The 19,703-nt window shown below is 42.5% G+C and carries 18 protein-coding genes and 1 pseudogene; 13 read left to right on the forward strand and 6 right to left on the reverse strand.

Annotated elements, in window-relative coordinates:
* Window positions 1-160 precede the first annotated feature (160 nt).
* Complete coding sequence (locus D4T97_RS01585; protein ID WP_126046998.1) at window positions 161-724, reverse strand: GNAT family N-acetyltransferase; 564 nt, start codon at window positions 722-724, stop codon at window positions 161-163.
* Between the two features lie 705 nt (window positions 725-1,429).
* Here D4T97_RS01585 and D4T97_RS01590 point away from each other — a divergent pair.
* Window positions 1,430-2,812, forward strand: a complete 1,383-nt coding sequence (locus D4T97_RS01590; protein ID WP_126047000.1) for an amino acid permease — start codon at window positions 1,430-1,432, stop codon at window positions 2,810-2,812.
* A gap of 89 nt (window positions 2,813-2,901) precedes the next feature.
* Here D4T97_RS01590 and D4T97_RS01595 read toward each other — a convergent pair whose 3' ends face one another.
* Window positions 2,902-3,351 (reverse strand): ASCH domain-containing protein, encoded by a 450-nt coding sequence (locus D4T97_RS01595; protein WP_126047002.1) that lies wholly within the window; start codon window positions 3,349-3,351, stop codon window positions 2,902-2,904.
* A 151-nt stretch (window positions 3,352-3,502) separates the two neighbouring features.
* On the opposite strand from D4T97_RS01595, the gene D4T97_RS01600 reads away from it, so the two are divergent.
* Window positions 3,503-4,162 carry a DUF1643 domain-containing protein gene (locus tag D4T97_RS01600; RefSeq protein WP_164525430.1) on the forward strand — a complete coding sequence of 220 codons (660 nt, stop codon included), beginning with the start codon at window positions 3,503-3,505 and terminating at the stop codon, window positions 4,160-4,162.
* Between the two features lie 300 nt (window positions 4,163-4,462).
* Here the strand turns inward: D4T97_RS01600 and D4T97_RS01605 are convergent, their stop codons facing one another.
* Together D4T97_RS01605 and D4T97_RS01610 are read right to left on the reverse strand one after the other, a co-directional pair.
* The gene (locus tag D4T97_RS01605) at window positions 4,463-4,675 is read right to left on the reverse strand and encodes a DUF3006 domain-containing protein (protein WP_126047006.1); all 213 of its coding nucleotides are present in this window, start codon (window positions 4,673-4,675) and stop codon (window positions 4,463-4,465) included.
* Between the two features lie 321 nt (window positions 4,676-4,996).
* Window positions 4,997-5,839, reverse strand: a pseudogene (locus D4T97_RS01610) (ComEC/Rec2 family competence protein); the annotation flags it as partial.
* A gap of 289 nt (window positions 5,840-6,128) precedes the next feature.
* On the opposite strand from D4T97_RS01610, the gene D4T97_RS01615 reads away from it, so the two are divergent.
* A complete protein-coding gene (locus D4T97_RS01615; RefSeq protein WP_126047011.1) occupies window positions 6,129-8,498 on the forward strand; it encodes a M28 family metallopeptidase in 2,370 nt (789 codons plus the stop codon).
* A 447-nt stretch (window positions 8,499-8,945) separates the two neighbouring features.
* Here the strand turns inward: D4T97_RS01615 and D4T97_RS20365 are convergent, their stop codons facing one another.
* Together D4T97_RS20365 and D4T97_RS01620 are read right to left on the reverse strand one after the other, a co-directional pair.
* Window positions 8,946-9,110, reverse strand: coding sequence for a hypothetical protein (locus tag D4T97_RS20365; RefSeq protein ID WP_164525431.1), 165 nt, complete (start codon window positions 9,108-9,110; stop codon window positions 8,946-8,948).
* A gap of 217 nt (window positions 9,111-9,327) precedes the next feature.
* Window positions 9,328-9,477 carry a DUF1540 domain-containing protein gene (locus D4T97_RS01620; protein WP_126047013.1) on the reverse strand — a complete coding sequence of 50 codons (150 nt, stop codon included), beginning with the start codon at window positions 9,475-9,477 and terminating at the stop codon, window positions 9,328-9,330.
* Between the two features lie 608 nt (window positions 9,478-10,085).
* Here D4T97_RS01620 and D4T97_RS01625 point away from each other — a divergent pair.
* The 10 genes from D4T97_RS01625 (at window position 10,086) to D4T97_RS01675 (ending at window position 19,686) form a co-directional block, all read left to right on the forward strand.
* Window positions 10,086-10,475 (forward strand): VOC family protein, encoded by a 390-nt coding sequence (locus D4T97_RS01625; protein WP_126047015.1) that lies wholly within the window; start codon window positions 10,086-10,088, stop codon window positions 10,473-10,475.
* Window positions 10,476-10,901: 426 nt separating this feature from the next.
* On the forward strand, window positions 10,902-11,237 hold the full coding sequence (locus D4T97_RS01630; RefSeq protein WP_126047017.1) for a hypothetical protein: 336 nt from the start codon (window positions 10,902-10,904) through the stop codon (window positions 11,235-11,237).
* Window positions 11,238-11,248: 11 nt separating this feature from the next.
* Window positions 11,249-13,141, forward strand: coding sequence for a XylR N-terminal domain-containing protein (locus tag D4T97_RS01635; protein WP_126047019.1), 1,893 nt, complete (start codon window positions 11,249-11,251; stop codon window positions 13,139-13,141).
* A gap of 34 nt (window positions 13,142-13,175) precedes the next feature.
* Window positions 13,176-13,658: a flavin reductase family protein gene (locus D4T97_RS01640; RefSeq protein WP_126047021.1), complete on the forward strand. Its 483-nt coding sequence runs from the start codon at window positions 13,176-13,178 to the stop codon at window positions 13,656-13,658.
* 47 nt (window positions 13,659-13,705) lie between these two features.
* Complete coding sequence (locus D4T97_RS01645; RefSeq protein WP_126047023.1) at window positions 13,706-14,983, forward strand: Rieske 2Fe-2S domain-containing protein; 1,278 nt, start codon at window positions 13,706-13,708, stop codon at window positions 14,981-14,983.
* Window positions 14,984-14,991: 8 nt separating this feature from the next.
* Complete coding sequence (locus tag D4T97_RS01650; RefSeq protein ID WP_126047025.1) at window positions 14,992-16,191, forward strand: dipeptidase; 1,200 nt, start codon at window positions 14,992-14,994, stop codon at window positions 16,189-16,191.
* Between the two features lie 165 nt (window positions 16,192-16,356).
* Window positions 16,357-16,719: a hypothetical protein gene (locus D4T97_RS01660; protein WP_126047027.1), complete on the forward strand. Its 363-nt coding sequence runs from the start codon at window positions 16,357-16,359 to the stop codon at window positions 16,717-16,719.
* 33 nt (window positions 16,720-16,752) lie between these two features.
* Window positions 16,753-17,802, forward strand: a complete 1,050-nt coding sequence (dctP, locus tag D4T97_RS01665; RefSeq protein ID WP_126047029.1) for a TRAP transporter substrate-binding protein — start codon at window positions 16,753-16,755, stop codon at window positions 17,800-17,802.
* Window positions 17,803-17,824: 22 nt separating this feature from the next.
* Complete coding sequence (locus tag D4T97_RS01670; RefSeq protein WP_126047031.1) at window positions 17,825-18,397, forward strand: TRAP transporter small permease; 573 nt, start codon at window positions 17,825-17,827, stop codon at window positions 18,395-18,397.
* A complete protein-coding gene (locus D4T97_RS01675) occupies window positions 18,397-19,686 on the forward strand; it encodes a TRAP transporter large permease (protein ID WP_126047033.1) in 1,290 nt (429 codons plus the stop codon). The genes D4T97_RS01670 and D4T97_RS01675 overlap by 1 nt, the downstream gene beginning before the upstream one ends.
* Window positions 19,687-19,703: the final 17 nt, after the last annotated feature.

The following is a 19,703-nucleotide window of genomic DNA, read 5'->3' on the forward strand; positions in this document are numbered from 1 at the left end:
AGCTCCAACTCTCTTATAAAAGCTCCAACTCTCTTATAAAAGCTCCAACTCTCTTATAAAAGCTCCAACCTTCTTATAAAAGCTCCAACCTTCTTATAAGAGCTCCAACCCACGTATAACCCCCCTCAACCTCACACGACGCAGAAACTAAGTTGCTTTTTTACAACGCAGCCTCGTAATCTTTCAAAAGCAACGAATACATATACAGATCATCAAATTTGCCCGCGCCGTATTCGTATTCGCGGAGCAGCCCTTCCTGTAAAAAGCCCAACCTTTCCACCAATTTTACAGAAGCAACATTTTCGGGCTCAATCAATGCTTCGGATCTATTTAGTTTCATTTCCTCAAAACCATATTTGATGACGGCTTCCAGCGCCTCACTGACAATGCCCTGTCTCCAATAGCTTCTATGCAGCTCGTAGCCAATCTCGGCCCGGAAATTGGACTGGCTTATGTTGAGAAATCCGCAGCTGCCGATAATTGTGGGGTCATCTTTCAGAGCAATCCCCCATCTGATTCCGGTTTTCGTGTTAAAAATCTTATCGTACCACTCAATCTCTTTATACGTTTCTTCCATTTTCGTATACGGAGGGATTCCTATGTATTTTCTGACCTCTCCATCAGATAAAAACTCATGAAGATCCTTGGCGTCCGTATGCCTAACTTCTTTTAAATGCAATCTCTTAGTCTGAATTTCCGGGAAAGATGGTGGGAAGTGAATCATTAAATTACTTCTCCTTTCAGTTCGGTTATTGTCAGTTTATTTGATAAAAGGAGAAAAGTACATTCAATAAAAACTGAAGTCCTTGAAAGCACAATCCCCCAGTTAGAAGTGAAAGGAGAAAGGCTTCAACACTAACTTATGAAGGTGGTTGTATCAAATGGTAAATTTTCACCCTAAAATCAAAAATATGATAGTTTCGCATCTTTTTGTAAGAGTTCCCAAACAAAAAATTGACACAAACTTCGCGAGAAATGTTATATTAGAATATGGTTGCGGTTCCAACTCAATCAATCCGGGGCTTTCTGCCATTGCCCAAGCTCCACACAATAAAAGATCGAGGCTATGCCTTTCAAACGCCAAGAAATAACTTTTTTTCGAATAGGTATGGATAAATTTGTAATAAATTGTTAAAATTGACAGTGAAAAAGACCTTGAAAATAAAACAAATACCCACGATACTAGTGTATAAGAAAAAAAGAAGTATACCTATTTTACTCTATTTTTATTGGGGAGCTAAAAAAGGAGGTTAAGGGCAAACTGAAAATTGAAAGCACTTTTATTTCCAGTCTGAATAATTATCAAATAATTTTTTTAATATAATGTAACCGTTTCCTCATGGCGGGGTAGCTTAAACATTTATTTTCACGGGAATACATTCAGGATAGCTGGAATAATTCCACAAATCCTAAATAGGAGAGGTAAATCATGCAGCAAGAAAATCTATCAAGAGGTTTAAAAAACAGACACGTACAATTGATTGCCATAGGCGGAGCAATCGGAACGGGATTGTTTCTTGGAGCAGGTAAATCGATCCATCTTGCAGGGCCGTCTATTTTATTTGCTTACCTGATTACAGGCGCCATTTGCTTTTTAATCATGCGCTCACTGGGAGAGATCCTTTTGAGCAACTTAAACTACCATTCTTTCGTTGATTTCGTACAGGACTATTTTGGCGATACGGCAGCCTTTATCACTGGATGGACCTACTGGTTCTCCTGGGTCATGATCGCAATGGCTGACTTGACAGCTGTTGGAATCTATACACAATATTGGTTTCCCAACGTGGCCCAGTGGGTGCCGGGGCTCATTGCATTAGTTATTTTGTTATTGATGAACCTGGCCACCGTAAAACTTTTTGGGGAAATGGAATTTTGGTTTGCAATCATTAAAGTCGTTGCCATCTTGGCGTTAATTGTGATCGGGACTTTTATGATTATTAAAGGTTTCTCTACAAATGCGGGGCCGTCCAGCTTCACGAATTTGTGGAGCCACGGCGGTATGTTCCCAAATGGTATCCTCGGTTTTGTCCTTTCGTTCCAAATGGTCATGTTCGCGTTTGCGGGGATTGAGCTTGTAGGACTAACCGCTGGTGAAACAGAAGACCCTGAAAGGGTGATCCCAAGAGCGATCAATAATATCCCCATCAGAATCATTATTTTCTACATCGGGGCGCTAGCGGTGATTATGAGCATATATCCGTGGACGGCTGTTAAACCGAATGAAAGCCCATTTGTCCAAGTATTTGCGGCGATTGGTATTGTAGCAGCTGCCGGCATTATCAATTTTGTCGTTCTGACATCAGCTGCATCGGCTGGTAACAGTGCCATCTTTAGTACAAGCCGGATGCTCTACTCACTTGCAAAAAATGAACAGGCGCCTCAAACATTTAAAAGAGTGACATCCCATAAAGTGCCTTCCAATGCATTGCTCTTTTCAGCTGGTATTGTACTGATTGTCGTTGCTTTGAACTACATCATGCCGGAAGGAGTATTTACGCTAATCACAAGTGTTGCCACTTTTTGTTTCATCTATATTTGGGGAATTACCGTCCTTGCCCATTTAAAATATCGCAAAACAAGGCCGGAATTAGCCAAAGCCAGTAAGTTTAAAATGCCGCTTTTCCCATTTGCCAATTACCTAATCCTTGCTTTCTTCGCGTTTATTTTGGTAGTGCTTGCACTTGGGGAAGACACCCGCATTGCCTTGTTCGTCACTCCTGGATGGTTTATCCTTTTGTTTGTGATATATAAAATCCGAGTGATAAAGGGTGAGGGACAGGCTAAGCAGAAAAGGTTAGCGAAGAATTAAGGGTTAATAGGTTTTGAAGCTGCCTAAAAAAGACCGCGTGCATGGATTGCGCGCGGTTTTGGCGTTTTAAAAAAAGCCCGTACAAACTCCTAACTGTCCTTAACATCAATCAATGTAAACCTTTCACACACAAGCGGCATGTCTGGTGAAAATTCCAATCCGTGATTTTTTAATTCCTCGGTGAAAAATCTTTCATGCGCATCCCACCAGTATCGGTACGTCCTGTCGCCTTCACCTTCAGCAATGGCGAAGTCTTCTGGAACCTCGTTCATCGGCATAACCTGAACTTCGACTGTTTGGATGATGGCCACAGGCTCATCACGGCTGTTCAAGACAATGCTGTAGTCACCGACTGCAGGCAAGGGCTCATTTTCGATTTCATAAAAAACTAACCCGGAACAAGTGGCTGCTTTTACGCCGTCGATCACCAATTGGGCTATATAATCGGCGTCGTCTCCAAATTGCCAAGCGCTGACTGATGTTGGTTTTTCTTTAGAATTCCAATACTCGTTCCAATATTTTTCGGCGGCTTGGTTCATGGCTTTACTTCCTTTCTGATAAACTCATTTCTTTTAATATAGCAAAAGGGTATAGACATAGCAGTTTTGAGGGCTAATGTATTAAAAAGAGGAGAAAAGAATCCCATTGTATAATATGGAGAGCAAACAGAATAATGAGGAGGTCAACTTCATGCTATTTACACCTGCCGAGGTGTTAAGAGAATCGTTCGAAGTGTATGGGAAATTTTATAAATATCATATAGATGGCCGCAGCCTCAAGATGCGCGGACAGGCAAAGATTGTACGGAAAGATGCTGATACTGAACAGGCTGATTGTATCGTGATTATGATCAATCCGGGCAGCCGGACTCCTTCGGAAACGTACGTGTATCCATCACACCATGGGAAGAGCGAGTTTGTAAAAGTGAAAGACGATCAGACCCAGCACCAAATGATGCGTCTGATGGAAAGGGTGGGCTATAACCGGCTGGACATTATCAATCTTTCCGATATATGCGAAAGCAATCTTACAAACTTCTTCCGTCTAATGAAGGATTTCCAATCCCAAGGCTCAAATGCCCATTCAATATTTTCAAAGCAGAGAGCAGATGAAGTGAAAGAGATTATTGGGCATGACACACCTATTATTCTGGGGTGGGGAACGGGAGTTGTAATTAAAGGTTTAGCTGAAAAAGCGTTAACTTCTCTCGGTGATCGCGGAAATATCTATGGGGTCAAGCATGCAAAGCATCCATTCTACTATCACCCCAAGCCGCCTGTCATCAAAAACAGGATCCAATGGCTTGAACGGATGGAGGCACAGTTGAAGGGGGAGCCGTGTTTTGGGTAGAAGGAGCTGACCCAGCAGGGGCTTATATGTGCATATATCATGGATTAAACTAGGGCGGTAATATTGAAAAACTAACTATATCAGTTTGGGCATCCACGCTATGGATGCCAGGTATTTTTTATAGCATTATTTTCAAGTTCATAGGAGCAGTTTTTAGAATGATACAGTTCGTTCATCATCGGCACTTCCAATCAATTGAAAACCGATTGGCAGGCCCTCCGATGTAAATCCTCCCGGGGAGAGGGAGCAAAGTAGAGCAAAAATCAAAAGCCCGGCGTTGACCGGGCTTACGCTTATTCCTTAATCCTCCCAAACCTCATCCATTAAATCCTCGATCTCTTTTCTGAGTTTTTCAGTCTCTTCCTTTAATACTGTAACTTGACTTCCTTTTATTTGGACTACATCGCCAACCGCAGCTTCCTCAGGAAAGATGGATTTCTTGAAATCTTTTGTTTCTCCATTGATTTCAACAACAACCCAGCCTCCCTCGAACCGATCAATAATGCCTTTCATAGGACACCATCCTTATTTTGGTGTAAAAGAAGTGGATGCTTTATAGGTTTTTCCTTTATACGTTGAAGTAACATTCACCTTTACAGTATAGCCCTTTGCCGCTCTTCCTATTTTAACAGGAAGTTTTTCACCGACTTTTCCTGAATAGGTTGTATCCGTACTCTTATAGTGAAAGGCTGCTTTATATTTGGTGCCTTTCGGCAATCCCTTGACTGTTAAATTCACGGTAGCATTCTGCTTAGGAGTCCTATTATCGAGACTCGCAGTAAGTTTATATGTGCTTGGCGTCGTTGTACTGTTGTTGCTGCTTGATTTTTTAGAAGTGCTGAACTTAATTGTTTTGCCGTTTGATGAAGCTTTTACTGTGCCATCCTTATCTGTTCGGTAAACCTTTGCCTTTGCAGCCTTTAAACGGTTAAGGGTGGCTGTAGTCGGATGTTTGTAATTATTTTTACCGACGCTGATGACCGCGTATTTTGGCTTAGCTTTGTTCAAAAAGCTCTGGGTAGTGGCATTGCTTGCCCCATGATGAGAGACCTTCAATACATCAACTTTTGAGATGTATTTTTTAGCAATCATATCATTCTCCGCTTTTTGTTCAGCATCTCCAGTAAAGAGGAAGGTGTTTTGGTTATATTTGAGATGCAACACCGCACTCCAGTTATTTAAATCACTCTTTGAATAGCTTTTTACCGGTCCAATGAACTTTGCGGTGACCGATTTATGCTTTAATGGCAGTTTAACGCCAGCTTTTGCTGTTTTGATTGTTAATTTCTTCTTTTTAACAGCTTGTAAGAAATCTTTGTAAGCTTTCGTTGTATGAGATACCTTCGGCGCATAGACACTTTTAACCTTAAAGGAGTTGATGACCTCGTCCAATCCTCCAATGTGATCCGCATCCGGATGAGTGGCAATTAAATAGTCAATGGTCTGGACCTTTTGACTTTTTAGGTACTTAACCACATCGTGGCCTTTCGCCCGATTTCCTGCATCAATGATGATGTTTTCACCGTTAGGTGTTTTTATATATATCGCGTCGCCTTGGCCTATATTTATAAAATGGACATCCAAATTCTTTGAGGCAGCGCTTGTGAAGCTTGCCCCGGAAAATAAAGAAATAAATAAAACCGCAATGAGGCCTACTAACCCAAACCTTCTTTTCATGATGTTCCCCCTTGTTGAAAATTCCACATCCATATTTTAACAGATTATTTAATAGAGTACGATAGGGAATGTAAAAAAATTACTATTTACTTTAAGAACGAATCGTCACTAAAAAACTTATTCCGCGGCAAGTCAGAATTGAATGGGGAATAGACGTTTCAATATAAGGCTTTATATAGTACTTGCGGATTAGGTTGAATCGCGGACGACAATGGGCCTTTGTAGTAATCATACTTACTAATCATGACAATATTCGAAATAATGATACAATTTATATAAAAAGGAAAGGATGGTTTTCTTGAAGAAAAAGCTAGGCTTTTTAATGTCTGGCCTTATAACATTCACACTAATTGTCACATCAACAGGCTTAAGTAAGGCTGAGACGTCCCAAGGTGATTATTTCGGTTTTTCAAAGGAAAGGGTAAACTGGCAGCGGGAATTTGAGGAGATGCTATCTGAAAGGGTTGATCTGGAAAATATTGGCTACTATTCTCGGAATCTGAGCAGCTTTATTGCGGAAGTTGGAACGAAGGGAAACAAGGATGCCGTCGACTTTTCAGTGAATGAACTACGCAAGGCGGGGCTGAATCCGGAAGTGGATTCATATGACGTATATCTACCCAGGCCTAACGAACTTTCCGTCACACAAACCGCACCTGAGGTAAGGGAACTGAAGGTAATGGAAGATTTACCCCCAGAAATTAAAGCCAAAGTAATCCCGGGATTTGCGGCTTATTCCCCATCAGGGACGGTAGAAGGGGAACTTGTTTATGCTAACTACGGAAGGCCGGAGGATTTTGAAGAATTAAAGAAAAGAGGAATTTCGGTCAAGGACAAGATTGTTATTACGAGGTATGGACAAAATTTTCGCGGGGTAAAAACAGATCAAGCGGCCAAGCATGGTGCAAATGGAGTTTTGATCTATTCTGATCCGGCGGACGATGGCTATGCACGCGGGGAAGTATATCCGAAGGGACCGTGGCGTCCGGCAGACAGCATCCAACGGGGAAGTATTGTGGCTCTTTCTAAATATCCCGGTGATCCGCTCACGCCTGGGGAGCCTTCGAAGCCTGGTGTGGAACGAATAGATCCTGATGATGCGGAATCGCTGCCAACTATTCCTACACAACCCATTTCATACGGCGAGGCCCGCCATTTACTGGAAGCGATGGATGGAGACCAGGTGCCTGAAGCGTGGCAAGGTGCTCTTCCGTTCGAATACCATTTCGGTGCGGGTGCAGCAAAGGTGCGCTTGTCTCTTGATATCGACTACGACCAAAGACCGGTCAATAATGTCATTGTCCGAATACCGGGTGCAAAATATCCGGATGAAATGGTCGTATTGGGAGCGCATCGTGATACATGGGCTTTTGGTGCGAATGACAATACATCCGGATGGGCGACAACGATGGAAATTGCCCGTGTACTTGGAGAAATGTATCAAGAAGGCTGGAAACCGGATCGGACAATTGTCCTTGCCGGATGGGATGGAGAAGAATATGGTCTGTTAGGCTCCACAGAATGGGTGGAGGATAAAAAGAAAGAATTGACGGAAAATGCTGTCGCTTATTTGAATATGGACAGTGTGGGAGGCCAGTTCGTAAATTCGGCGGCGGTGCCTTCCATGAAGGAATTGATCTATTCTGTGATGAAAACCGTCACTGAACCGAGAACGGGTACATCCGTCTTCGATGATTGGTACGAAAGATCCGGAAACCGCATGCCGAATATCGGACAGCTTGGAAGCGGGTCAGACTACACCGCATTCATCGATCATATCGGAGTTCCATCTGGCGGGGTTGGGTTCAGCTCACCAGGCGGTGCCTATCACAGTGCTTACGATAATACGGATTTCTTGGAACGATTTGGAGATCCAGGGTACGTCCATCACGGAGCCACAGTTGAGATTGTCGGAAAAATGGCATTGAGGCTTGCAAATGCTGACATAATTCCGCTTCGTTATTCAACCTATGCTGAAGAAGTATCTGCACTTCTTGCCAAAAAAGGCGAAGAATATAAAGAAGACGTGGACCTTTCCGGTGTCATTGCACTAGCTGAAAAATGGAAGGAAGAAGCTGCCTTTTTAGAGGCCAAAAATGAAAGGGTCTTATCTGTTGGGAACTTGGGCAAGGCAGAAAGCGAGAGCCTAAGTGCTGTCAACCGGGCCATGATAGAGCAAGAAAGAACATTCATAAACGAGGAAGGATTGCCATCCCGGCCTTGGTATAAACATGTGATCTGGGCTCCGGGATTGACTACCGGTTATGCGGCATTGCCACTTCCTGAGCTGTCGGAGGCTTTGGAAAGCGGAGATGCAAAGGCCATTGATGCCGCGGTAAAAAACTTGGAAAAAGCCTTGGGAGAGGCGGCTCAAACAGCTGCGTTAGCCCAAACAATCAATGCATCCAGCATCATCAAGCATGTTGACTATTTTGCGGAAAATGGCGATATCAAAAATAAGGGGACAGCCCGTGCCTTAACTGTCCATCTGACTGCCATCAGTCGATTTGAGAGTAAAGAATCGAGTGAAAAAGTCGTTAAGCATACGGAAGGGTTTAAAAAATTGCTAAACCAATTTGAGAAAAACGACCTGGTGACAGAGGAAGCCCGCAATGCTCTAATGAAAGAGGCTGATAGTTTGCTTAAGAAGTGGGAATGAATTCTTAACGGGTGAATACATCCCCAGTTACAAAAAAGATTTGGCCGTGCAGTATGGTTAATTTTGGTCTAACCATACTGCGTCAGCCAAATCTTTTGCTTTGTGAATTAAAGTAGCCGGTACGTTTACCCACAGAGACGCCCAACTATATGTATCTACTTTAGCTTCTTTTGACTATATCCTCTGTGGAGGGCTGTACTGTACAGAGCGAAGCGGATGCTAGAGGCTAACTATGGTGAAATGGGATCTGGGAGTCGCCGAACTGCTTGAATTTTTTCAACAGGGATCTGTAAATAAAGACTCCCCGCCTTAAAAATAGCGGGGAGTCTATTGGTTTAACAATTGGTTTTTAGCTGATGCCGGAATAACATCATTTTTATTTTGTCTCATTCATGAAAAGGTAATGGCAAGCCTATTAGGGACCTGATTAAAAGGTGGAAATGCTTGTTACGACTCTTTTTCTTCACTATCTTTTTCAGTTACTGGCGCCATTCCGCCAGCCCCAGCTGCATCCCTTTCAGGGTCAGTAGGAAAAGACGTCTGTTTCCTTTTAGTTTGCTTCTCGGCTTCTTTGGAAGTGTTAGGCGACTTTTGTTTATTGTCTGGTAACATACGACTTCCTCCTTTGTTTCCTCTTACTCTATATTTTTCCTCTTTTTCATTTGGTAAACCAACGCCTAGTTTACCGGCTGCAGCTGGATGTTTTTGAAAACGAGCTTATCACCGGCTTTTGCTATGCCGACAATCATGGCGCATATCCGACCTTAATTAATGCCACCAAAAAACAGGCCGCACAATCCCTTGTGCAACCTGTTTTCCTCATTCACCCTTATCTTAATTCAAAAGTTTGGCAATCCGTTTCCTTGACTGTTTCAGCTTCAGGTACATGAGAGGTGACAAATATTTCGTTCGCATCGCATCTGTTTCCTTTCACCCAATATTTACAGGAATCCACATCGCATAAAACATCTTTTGCCATAGTATTCACCTCATTTTATAGAAATTTTGAGTCCACTCCATCGTACCTTTGGTTTTTTTATTCCCGCATAGATTCTGGGTAAACCTTCCTGCCAGTTACTGTATACGCAGCAGCCAAGGGATTAAGAAATATTAATAACGCAAATAAAAGCATCGAACTCGCATTTAAGCTTATCTTTTACCATGATTGCTTCAAGGTTCCCACATTTACAGCCGTGGTCGTGGCAACGCTAGACAACTGCTCCATCCCTACTATTAGGTTGTGAAACATGTAGAAGTCTAATCGATTCGTACATTGATTAGATCAAATCATTTATCTATCATGTATTAATACATTGCAGACCTTCTAAGAGGGGTGAAAAAATAGGATTTATGAATCTTATGTTTACCGGAACGGTGAATGCGTAAGATAGGTGATTGATAAGGCTTTTCGCCGACTAGAGGTATTGAAAGCCGATTGCCCACCCTGTCAAACATTTGTGCCATGGTGTAAGGCATCAAAAGTAAACTTCAAATTACAACAGGACTAACACCAATAATACAAAGCAAAAGAAAACCAAGTACTAGTAAGCTTTTAAGGGAATTTTCACATGAAATGAGGGATAAATCATGATACAAAAAATGGAACACACGGCGATCATGGTTCATGATATGGAGCGATCCATTGAATTTTACTGTGAAGTGCTCGGATTTAAAGTACGCCTTAGAGGTCGTAAACCTGATCGGGAAATGGCTTTCCTCTACCTTGAATCCCAGCCGGATATGGAAATTGAGCTAATCTGTGATGTTGATTCAGTAGTATGCTACAACGCTGACGGGATCGTGAATCATCTTGCATTTACTGTAAACGAAATAGAGACGGCCATCGGCTATTTAAAGGATAAAAGTGTAGAATTTTGTTCTGATGAAATTAAGCCAACTCTTGAAGGTGGACGCATGATTCTTTTTTGGGGGCCGAGTCGGGAGCTTTTACAGCTCGTTGAACGGGTTAATAATTAGGTATTTAATAAACTGTCTTCAATTAAAACTGTAGGGGGAAATTCCTTATACCTTCGGATAATTAGGCTAAGGCGAGTCCCTAGGTTTGCAGAGCTGAACTTTAAGTAAGGAACCTTTTTTTATTTAATGGTTAAATTTTATTTCCGTAATTCAGCACAATAGTACGAATAATACAGAAAATAGTTACTTTTTAGACTGAATCATTCATTGTTTGTGAAAATATTGTGACATAAAATTGAGATAGTTAAGAAAAAACATTATTTGCATTCATTTTTAATTAAATGGTGAGAGCATGGAAATTGATCTTTACGCCGAAATACAAAACCAGGAGCAGTATAGAGGCCCACATGAGCGATTGAGAAACACGCGTAGGTTACCTGAGGATATTTCCGAATACTTCAAATATTGATAGAGAGGTTATCTTACATGAATATCGATAAGGTAAACATTGTTTCTGTATCCGAATATGAACGATATGATCGACTGGTAAACTTACCCGATCTGAAATTCACCAGTTTATGCAGAAGAAAGTATTCCATCAATCGCGGAGTGTTTAATGTCATTGACGATTGGTTTTTCAACTATGGGATGACCAACATAGCTGCCAGAAGGAAAACAATTTTACAATTCTTAGCTTATGTGTATGAAAAGAAGAAGCCGAAGCAAAGTGAGATGTATCTGCAGTTTGGAAAGGGTGGAGTCAAAAATCACCTTTATTATTTCACCGATAAGTGCTTAAATCAGAATCAAACACATGAATAAGGGTGATATTTTTGGGAATTAAAGCACATGAACTCTCATTAGGCCATTTAATAACTACTCAAGAAAAATCCGGAATGAAACTAAAGGATCTAGGACTATTTTTCACGAGTGCAGATGCCTGGGGATTACTCCGGAAGGACTTAACTAGTGCTCTAGGTGTTAGCAGGGCAAAGAGATTTTTGATGCGTTATGGATGGAACTGCGGTGTCCATGAAGCAAGAATTCTAAAAGAAGCATTCGAGTGGAAAGATGAGTTGGATTGGCTGATCGCCGGCTCAAAAGTGCACCACCTCACAGGGAGGGTTTTATCCTACCCTGAGAATTTCCAAGTGGATATGAAAAAGGGAAGATTTAATGTTTCAGGAAACTGGATAGATTCTTATGAGGCGAATCAGCACTTGACTCATTCCGGTAAGCACCATGAACCTGTCTGCTATTATTTAATTGGTTATGCAAGCGGATACACAAGTGAATGTATGGGCAAAAAGGTTATCTTTAAAGAGATCAATTGCAAAGGAAAAGGAGATGACCATTGCAGTTATATTGGAAAGACAGTAGAAGAATGGGGTGAAGACGTTTCAGAAGACCTTTTCTTTTATGAAGATACGGACATGGCCATAGAACTGGACGAGATGTACAAAAGACTCGAACAGCAGAAAGAGCGGCTCAAAATAGGATATACACTCAGTCAAAATCTTACCCAGGACATGCTTCAAGGAAAAGGGCTCTCGGGATTTGCAGAAACAATAGGTAAAAGTCTCCATTGCCCGGTCTTGATTGAAGGCAGGCATTTTGAAAAGCTGGCTGAATACGGAGACATCCCAGGGATACATAAATATATGAGTGTTACTAATATACAAAATGAATTAAAAGACCTGGCGGGCAATTCTTTTGTTGAATGGTCACTTGAAGATAAGACTTTTAAGTTATTAACCACTCCCATTTTAATAGAAAGTAAGATCTTCGGTTATATAACGATCGTTATTGATCGGGAGAGTGACGATTTTTATAAGGACTTGTTAGAAAGGGCAGCAATTATTTCAGCCCTCCATATGCAAAATGAAAGAGTTGCCATTGAAACAGAGCAACGCTTAAAAGGAGAACTCCTGGAGCAGCTGCTTAATAATAAAGGAATTAACAAAAATGAGATATATGACAGGTTTTCATACCTGGACTACAACCTTTCCACCGAACACTACGTCATGTATGTAGTAATCCAGGAAGAAGCCCACGCTAAAGAGATTGATGATTATGGATATTTAACTATTAGAAACAAAATCTCTGAATATATCTATCAAGATTTTTTATATGATGATAACCAGCCTTTATTACTGCCCAAGTTAAATTGTATACAAGCTATTATTGATAAAAATTCAATTGATAAAAAATATAAATCTCCAAAACACTTTGGTGAACAGCTGATAAAAAAGTTGGGCGTTACAAACGTGTATATTGGATTAAGCGATCAGACAAAGGACATATCTGATTTCTATAAAAAGTTCCAAGAAGTCAAACGGGCAGTAGAACTGGCTATCTGGAAAAAAACGGATAATAAAGTCGTCCTTTCTAATGAATTGGGGCACTTGACCCTTTTCCTAAGTGCAAGAGACCCCGAAGAATTGGAAGCCTTTGCAAATGAAAACTTGGAATCTTTGATTGAGTACGATGAAAAAAGAAATGCGGAATTGTTATATACCCTTATGCAGTATGCTCAAAACGAGTTTAATCTTCATAAAACTGCGAGAGAAATGTGTATTTCCATCAGTGGAATGCGGTATAGGGTTCAAAAGATTGAGGAACTGCTGGAAACAGATTTATCTGATTCGAATAGCCGGTTTCAAGTACAGCTTTCCCTGCAAATATTGCTTTTGCTTGGTAAGGTGGATCACTTAACAATTGCTTAGCAAATACCCGACAAAAATAATGGAGGAATGCAATATGGATTCTAGAGAATTTAGAAACACATTGGGGCATTTTGCCACAGGTGTAACTGTCATTACGACAAAAAATGGGACCGAAAATATCGGCTTGACAGCGAATGCATTTTCATCTGTCTCGCTGGAGCCGCCTTTGATACTTGTTTGTATCGACAAAAGAGCCAGAAGTATAGAAGCTTTTAAAAAGGACCGGCCATTTGTTGTAAATATTCTTCAACAGGGTCAGGAAGCGGAATGCTGGGGATTCGCCAAACAGGGTCAGGATAAATTTGCCGGTGTGACCTACACAGTTTCTGAAGACGGGGTCCCTGTGCTACAAGGAAATCTAGCTACGATTGAATGCCATGTCGATGAGATATTTGAAGGCGGAGACCATTATATCATTACCGGTAAAGTGAAGAAAGCCAATTACGACAAGGAAAAGAACCCTCTATTATTTTTCAGGGGAGAAATACGGAAAATAAAGGATTTGGCTGTTATCTGATCAATTGAATCAACTATCAAATCACTTATCTTTAGGAGGAACAAAAAATGCTTTCAAAAGAAGACAATCAACTACTGACTCAAACAGGAGCTGGGACACCGATGGGAGACATGTTCCGAAGATATTGGATCCCTGCCCTGCGATCAGAAGAACTTGAGAGTGACGGCAAGCCGCAGCGTGTAAGACTTCTGGGAGAAGACTTGGTTGCTTTCCGTGATACTGAAGGGAAAGTCGGCTTGATTGATGAGCGTTGCCCGCACAGAGGAACGTCTCTGTATTACGGGATCAACGCTGATTGCGGAATCCGGTGCATGTATCACGGCTGGAAGTTTGACACAGAAGGCAATTGCACAGAAATTCCTTCCGAACCTACGGACGGAAAATTCAGGCAATCCATTAAATTGAAAAAATATCCGGTGAAAGAAGTAAGCGGAATCATCTGGACATATATGGGACCGGAAGAGAAGATGCCGCCGTTCCCTGAGTTTTATTGGATGGGGCTGCCAGAAGAGAGCAAATTGGTAGAGCGCGTCTGGCAGGAGTGCAACTACGCTCAGGCGATGGAGAATGACCTTGATTTTGTTCACGCAGCATTCCTACATAAAGCACACATGGAACAAAGTGTAAAAGAAGGGATCCTTAGCAGCGATCTTGGAATTGATCCGAACCATCCGCTCGTTAAAAACCCGCCGGTCAAGCAGTCAGTCCAGGATACGAACTATGGAAAGCGATGCATTGCGGTAGGAATTGGAACTGAAGAAGAGAATGCTTTTATGGAAATCCATTATATTTTTCCGTTTTACACGTATCCACCACGGTTTGGCGGGGAAGACGGCATGTGGCATGCCTTTATTCCAAGAGATGACCACAGCACATGGACATGGGATGTCCAGTTCACTCATAAGGGAACGATTGATGTGCAAGCCCAGCATGAGAGACGCGGCTTGGATTTGGATGAGAATTACAGAAAGAAGATCAGCATGGAAAACGAATATGGCCAAGACCGGGAGTTGCAGAAGACGGGTAACTTCACTGGTATCCGGGGAATCGCCAACCAAGACCACGCGGCAACTGAAACGATGGGAACGATTGTTGACCGTACGCGCGAGCGATTGGGAACAAGTGATGTACCAATCATTCATATGCGCCGCCTGCTGCTGACTCAGGCAAAAGCGTTCAGGGACGGGAAAGATCCGATGCCTTTGGATAATGAATCATTACAGACACTGTACAGTGACGGTCTGTATGACGATAACAAGAAAACATGGCAGGAAGCTTTTCCGATGAAAGAACAATTTGAACCAAGAAAGAAGGTAGGACAATAATCGCTTCTGTGAACGTGAAAAAGTATGACGGGTACCGCTCTTTCAATTATTTAGAGCCCGGCAAAGATTACAGAGAGTATGAACTCTCTTACGAACTTGACCGGGTTCCCCGTTTTACCCTTGAGATGACCGTAGAAGAAGAGAAAGTTCTTCAGGAGATTTTAGAGAAGGAGCACATCGTGTCGCTGCGGGATCACGGGTTTATCACACCAAAGAAATACAGGGATATCATTCCGTATTGCCGCCAGCTTCACACACATTTCCATTATGAAGGGATAGCCCGATCAGGCATCGATGTCATTTTTGAGAATTTCATGGATGGAATTTCCCTTATTACATCCAAAAATGGATTGAAATGGGACGATGTCATCTATCTGCTCGGAATCAGGTATGCGGATATTCAGAAGCAGGAGACAGTGTATATCGCCAGTGATTTCCAAGACATCCGGCAAGCGAAAGAAAACCGGCAAACTGCACTATTGCCGTCTCTGGAGGCGGCAAGTGCATTGGAAAATGAAGTCGACCGTGTAGACATCCTGTATGGATTTGGAATCCGTTGCATGGGAATTACATATAACCAGTCAAATACTTTAGGGTCAGGGCTTGGAGAAGAAGTTGACGGCGGCCTTACTCATTTCGGGCGAAAAGTCATTGAAAGAATGAACCGCTTAGGGATGATGATCGATATCTCCCATTGCGGCGACCGGACAAGCCTTGATGTAATAGAAGCAAGCGAACAACCGGTCCTCATCACACATGCCGGAGCGAGGGCGTTATGGAATACTCCCCGGATGAAGTCCGATAAAGTGTTAAAGGCTTGTGCCGAAAAAGGCGGAATCATAGGAGTATGTGCGGCGCCTAATACGACGCTCACAAGAAACCACCCTGAACACTCCATCTATTCAGTGATGGAACACTTCGCTTATCTGGTTGATCTGGTCGGAATTGATCATGTGGGCTTGGGGCCGGATACGTTTTTCGGGGACCATACGGCTATACAGCATGCGTTTGATGAGATGCTGGGCATTGCCGACTCGCACAGCGGAGAGGAGTTTCAAGAAGCTTCCTACGTAAAGGGATTGGAAAATCCAGCGGAAGCCATGAAAAACATGATTGGCTGGATGGTGAAAGAAGGATATGCTCCTGCTGAGATCATCAAAGCTGCCGGCGGCAACGCCATGCGTGTGATGGAAGAAATATTGGCGTAAAGGGCAAAGAAGCATTCCTGTTAAAAGGGTTGAGACATGCGGGGAAGTTGCAAAACTACTACACTTCCTTACTACGAAAGAAGCCGTTTATATCACCGGAGCCACATTTGATATAAACGGTGGTCTATTGATGAGTTAAAAATAACAATTGGAGGTAGCAAAAAAATGAGCGAAATTAAACATGGTGCACCTGAAATTCCTAATCCATTGAGAGTGTTTATGACATTTGAATCTACCGGTTGGTTCGATACAACAAAAGAGCAGAAAGAAAGGGAGATATTGCCAGCGCTGAATGACATATTGGAGAGCTGGAGACATAATGGATCGGAGCTGTTAGGAACCTTTGACCGGGATATTTTTACAGCCGGACACGCAGGTCCGAATAACTGGCATGCTTGCTTCCTGTTCAACATCCCAGACTTGCAAACGGTTACAAATATGACGCATTCCTTTCGTGAGGCGGGCTTGGACCGTTATTTTCGACTGGAAGCCTCGATCGGACGCCCATTTTTCCTAGTGGAAAAATAATTCGCAGCACACATAAAAAGAAGGGGTGGAAAAATGAAGAGATTGTTAGTTGTTATCGCATTTTTATTCGCGGCTGTCCTTCTTGGCGCTTGCGGAGGAAGCAGTGACGCCGAAAAGGCTTCAACCGGAAGTAAGGACGATGTCATCAAATTAACGTATGCCTTTTTTGCCCCTCCAAGTACATTTCCTGCAGTCCAGATGGAAGAGTGGAAAAAGCGGCTTGAAGAGAGGACAGATGGAAAAGTGGAAGTTGAGCTCTTTCCAGGTGGTGCCTTATTGGAAGCGAACAATATGTATGATGGGGTAGCGAATGGAACGGCTGATATCGGGCTAACCTCCACATCCTATGAGCCAGGAAGATTTCCCCTGCTAGCCATTTCAGATATGCCATCAGGCTATGCAAATGCTAAATCGGCGAGTCATGTGACAGCCGACCTGGTAGAGAAGTACCCGCCGGAAGCACTGAAAGATTTTAAGATCATCACAACTTTTGCAACCGAACCTGCTTATATACAGAGCAAAAAGCCAATTTCTTCTTTTGGAGATTTAAAGGGGAAACAACTTCGAATTGCTGGTGCACTTACACCGATCATGGAGGAGCTAGGAGCTGCACCGGTTGGAATGTCACAGGCTGAAGTTCCTGAAGCATTACAGACAGGGGTTGTTGAGGGGTACGTTTCATCGAGAGAAATCTTAAAAGATACGAAGCTGGCAGAAATGGTAGGCTATGTAACTGATTATCCTTTGGCGCTTAACACCTTTATTGCTGTTATGAACAAAGATAAATGGGATTCCCTGCCTGAAGATGTTCAACAAGCAATTGATGAGCTGAACAGGGAGATGACGGAGTTTACTGGTGATTATTTAGATAATCATGTCCAAGAATCCATCACATGGAGCCAAGAAACTCATGACCTTGAAATTGTTGAATTGTCCGATGGTGAGAAAAAGTTATGGGATGAGCGATTGAACAAAATGCAAGAAGAGTATGTTGATAAGGTGGAGAAGGATGGGCAGCCTGCAAAGGAGTACCTCGAAGATATGAGGGCTTTAATTGAAAAATACAACGAGCAATTCAAGTAATGGAGTATAGGAGGTTGAAGCAATGGGAACTGAACAGTCCATCCAATTAGACACCGAAAACCCGAAGGTAACGGTGCATAAAGATTCGGCTGATGCTCTATCAAACGAAGGAAAACCAAATATCTTTTTCAAAATAACAGATTCGTTAAATCGGGGACTGGCTTTTATAGCCGGTCTATCTCTCATTTGCATGATGCTGTTGGTAGTCTTTAATTCAATCAAGCGATTATTCTCTGACCCTATTGCCGGGACTGTTGAGTTGGTCAGTTGGCTTGGAGCCATAACAGCCGTCTTTTCTCTTGGATATGCACAGTTGCACAAAGGCCATGTGTTCATTGACCTGCTCATTGTGAAATTTCCTTCGGGACTGCAAAAGCTGACACACTCAATGGTAAATGTATTCAGCATATTGTTCTTTACTATGGCTGGCTGGCAAATTACCTTGTATGGCATGGGTTTGAAAGAGAGCGGCGTCGTTTCAGAAACAATGCAGGTTGCTTTTTACCCCTTGGTCATTTTATGTTCCATCGGCTTTTTCAGCCTGGTGTTAGCCATAGTAAAAGAAACTGTTGAAGTGTGGAAGGGGGCAAAATAATGGATCCAAATCTTTTGGCTATATTAGGAATCTGCGTTCTTTTCGTATTGATGTTCCTACGGATGCCGTTAAGCTTTGCGATGTTTATTGTGGGCTTTGTAGGTCTGTTGCTGGCAGCATCGCCGAAAGCTGCCTACAACGTGTTAAGCGCAGACTTATGGAATCAGTTTTCCAGTTACTCTTTAAGCGTAATCCCTCTTTACATATTAATGGGGGAAGTGGTCTTTCGAACGGGCATTGCCGAAAGGCTTTTTGAATCAGCATACAAGTGGGTTGGACATTATCGCGGAGGAATGGCAAGCACGACCATATTGGCGAGTGCCGGTTTTGCATCAATCTGCGGTTCCAATTCAGCAACGGCAGCAACGATGGGGACGATGTCACTCCCTGAACTTGACAAATATGGATACAACAAAGCTCTCAGTACTGGAAGCATTGCAACAGGAGGTACTCTCGGGATTATCATTCCTCCAAGTACTGTATTAATCGTTTTGGCGCTTCAGATGGAGCAATCGATTAAAGATCTCTTTATCGCAAGTATTGTCCCAGGAATCTTTCTTACTCTCCTCCTGATATTAACCGTTGTCTTCCTATGTAAAAGAAACCCAGATCTCGGACCGGCAGGAGAGCGATTCAGCATGGGAGAGAAAGTAAAGTCTCTTAAAGATGTCATCCCTATTGCCCTGTTGTTCATCTTTGTCATCGGCGGTTTATACAAAGGAATTTTCACGCCGACTGAATCAGGGGCATTCGGAGCTTTTGGGGCAATCCTTCTATCATTGGCCATGGGAAAGCTGAACCGTAAGAATTTCCAGATCGCTATTGCAGGAGCACTCCGTTCATCGGCGATGGTCTTGATGTTGGTGGTTGGCGCAATGGTGTTTGGGCGGTTCTTGACTATTACACGCCTTCCATATGATGTATCTGAGTGGGTGAGCAACCTGCCCGTCCCGCCGATTTTCGTTTTGATCTCGATTTTGATCATTTATATCATTGGTGGATCGATTATGGATGCACTTGGATTTTTAATTATTTCAATCCCGGTGTTTTATCCGACTGTTTTGGCGTTGGGATATGATCCTGTCTGGTTTGCTGTGGTCTTATGTGTTGTGACTAGTATGGGGGCCATCACCCCGCCTGTTGGAGTTAATGTGTTCGTCGTGCAGGGGCTTACTCCCAAAACACCGGTAACGACCATTTTTAAAGGGGCAGCCTATTTCTTGGTCACATATTTAATTTTCATAGGCTTGCTGTTGCTGTTCCCGCAAATCATTCTATTTTTAGTCTAAGACAATTGGAAATAATT

It is taken from the genome of Siminovitchia acidinfaciens, assembly GCF_003605385.1.
In the GTDB taxonomy this organism is placed as follows: Bacteria; Bacillota; Bacilli; order Bacillales; family Bacillaceae_C; genus Siminovitchia; species Siminovitchia acidinfaciens.

Coding starts and splice junctions, on each gene's coding strand:
- D4T97_RS01615 (WP_126047011.1), top strand. CDS start 6,129: ATGGTTTTCTTGAAGAAAAAGCTAGGCTTTTTAATGTCTGGCCTTATA.
- D4T97_RS01600 (WP_164525430.1), top strand. CDS start 3,503: ATGCTATTTACACCTGCCGAGGTGTTAAGAGAATCGTTCGAAGTGTAT.
- D4T97_RS01625 (WP_126047015.1), top strand. CDS start 10,086: ATGATACAAAAAATGGAACACACGGCGATCATGGTTCATGATATGGAG.
- D4T97_RS01595 (WP_126047002.1), bottom strand. CDS start 3,351: ATGAACCAAGCCGCCGAAAAATATTGGAACGAGTATTGGAATTCTAAA.
- D4T97_RS01620 (WP_126047013.1), bottom strand. CDS start 9,477: ATGGCAAAAGATGTTTTATGCGATGTGGATTCCTGTAAATATTGGGTG.
- D4T97_RS01660 (WP_126047027.1), top strand. CDS start 16,357: ATGAGCGAAATTAAACATGGTGCACCTGAAATTCCTAATCCATTGAGA.
- D4T97_RS01590 (WP_126047000.1), top strand. CDS start 1,430: ATGCAGCAAGAAAATCTATCAAGAGGTTTAAAAAACAGACACGTACAA.
- D4T97_RS01605 (WP_126047006.1), bottom strand. CDS start 4,675: ATGAAAGGCATTATTGATCGGTTCGAGGGAGGCTGGGTTGTTGTTGAA.
- D4T97_RS01670 (WP_126047031.1), top strand. CDS start 17,825: ATGGGAACTGAACAGTCCATCCAATTAGACACCGAAAACCCGAAGGTA.
- D4T97_RS01675 (WP_126047033.1), top strand. CDS start 18,397: ATGGATCCAAATCTTTTGGCTATATTAGGAATCTGCGTTCTTTTCGTA.
- D4T97_RS20365 (WP_164525431.1), bottom strand. CDS start 9,110: ATGTTACCAGACAATAAACAAAAGTCGCCTAACACTTCCAAAGAAGCC.
- dctP (WP_126047029.1), top strand. CDS start 16,753: ATGAAGAGATTGTTAGTTGTTATCGCATTTTTATTCGCGGCTGTCCTT.
- D4T97_RS01640 (WP_126047021.1), top strand. CDS start 13,176: ATGGATTCTAGAGAATTTAGAAACACATTGGGGCATTTTGCCACAGGT.
- D4T97_RS01645 (WP_126047023.1), top strand. CDS start 13,706: ATGCTTTCAAAAGAAGACAATCAACTACTGACTCAAACAGGAGCTGGG.
- D4T97_RS01630 (WP_126047017.1), top strand. CDS start 10,902: ATGAATATCGATAAGGTAAACATTGTTTCTGTATCCGAATATGAACGA.
- D4T97_RS01585 (WP_126046998.1), bottom strand. CDS start 724: ATGATTCACTTCCCACCATCTTTCCCGGAAATTCAGACTAAGAGATTG.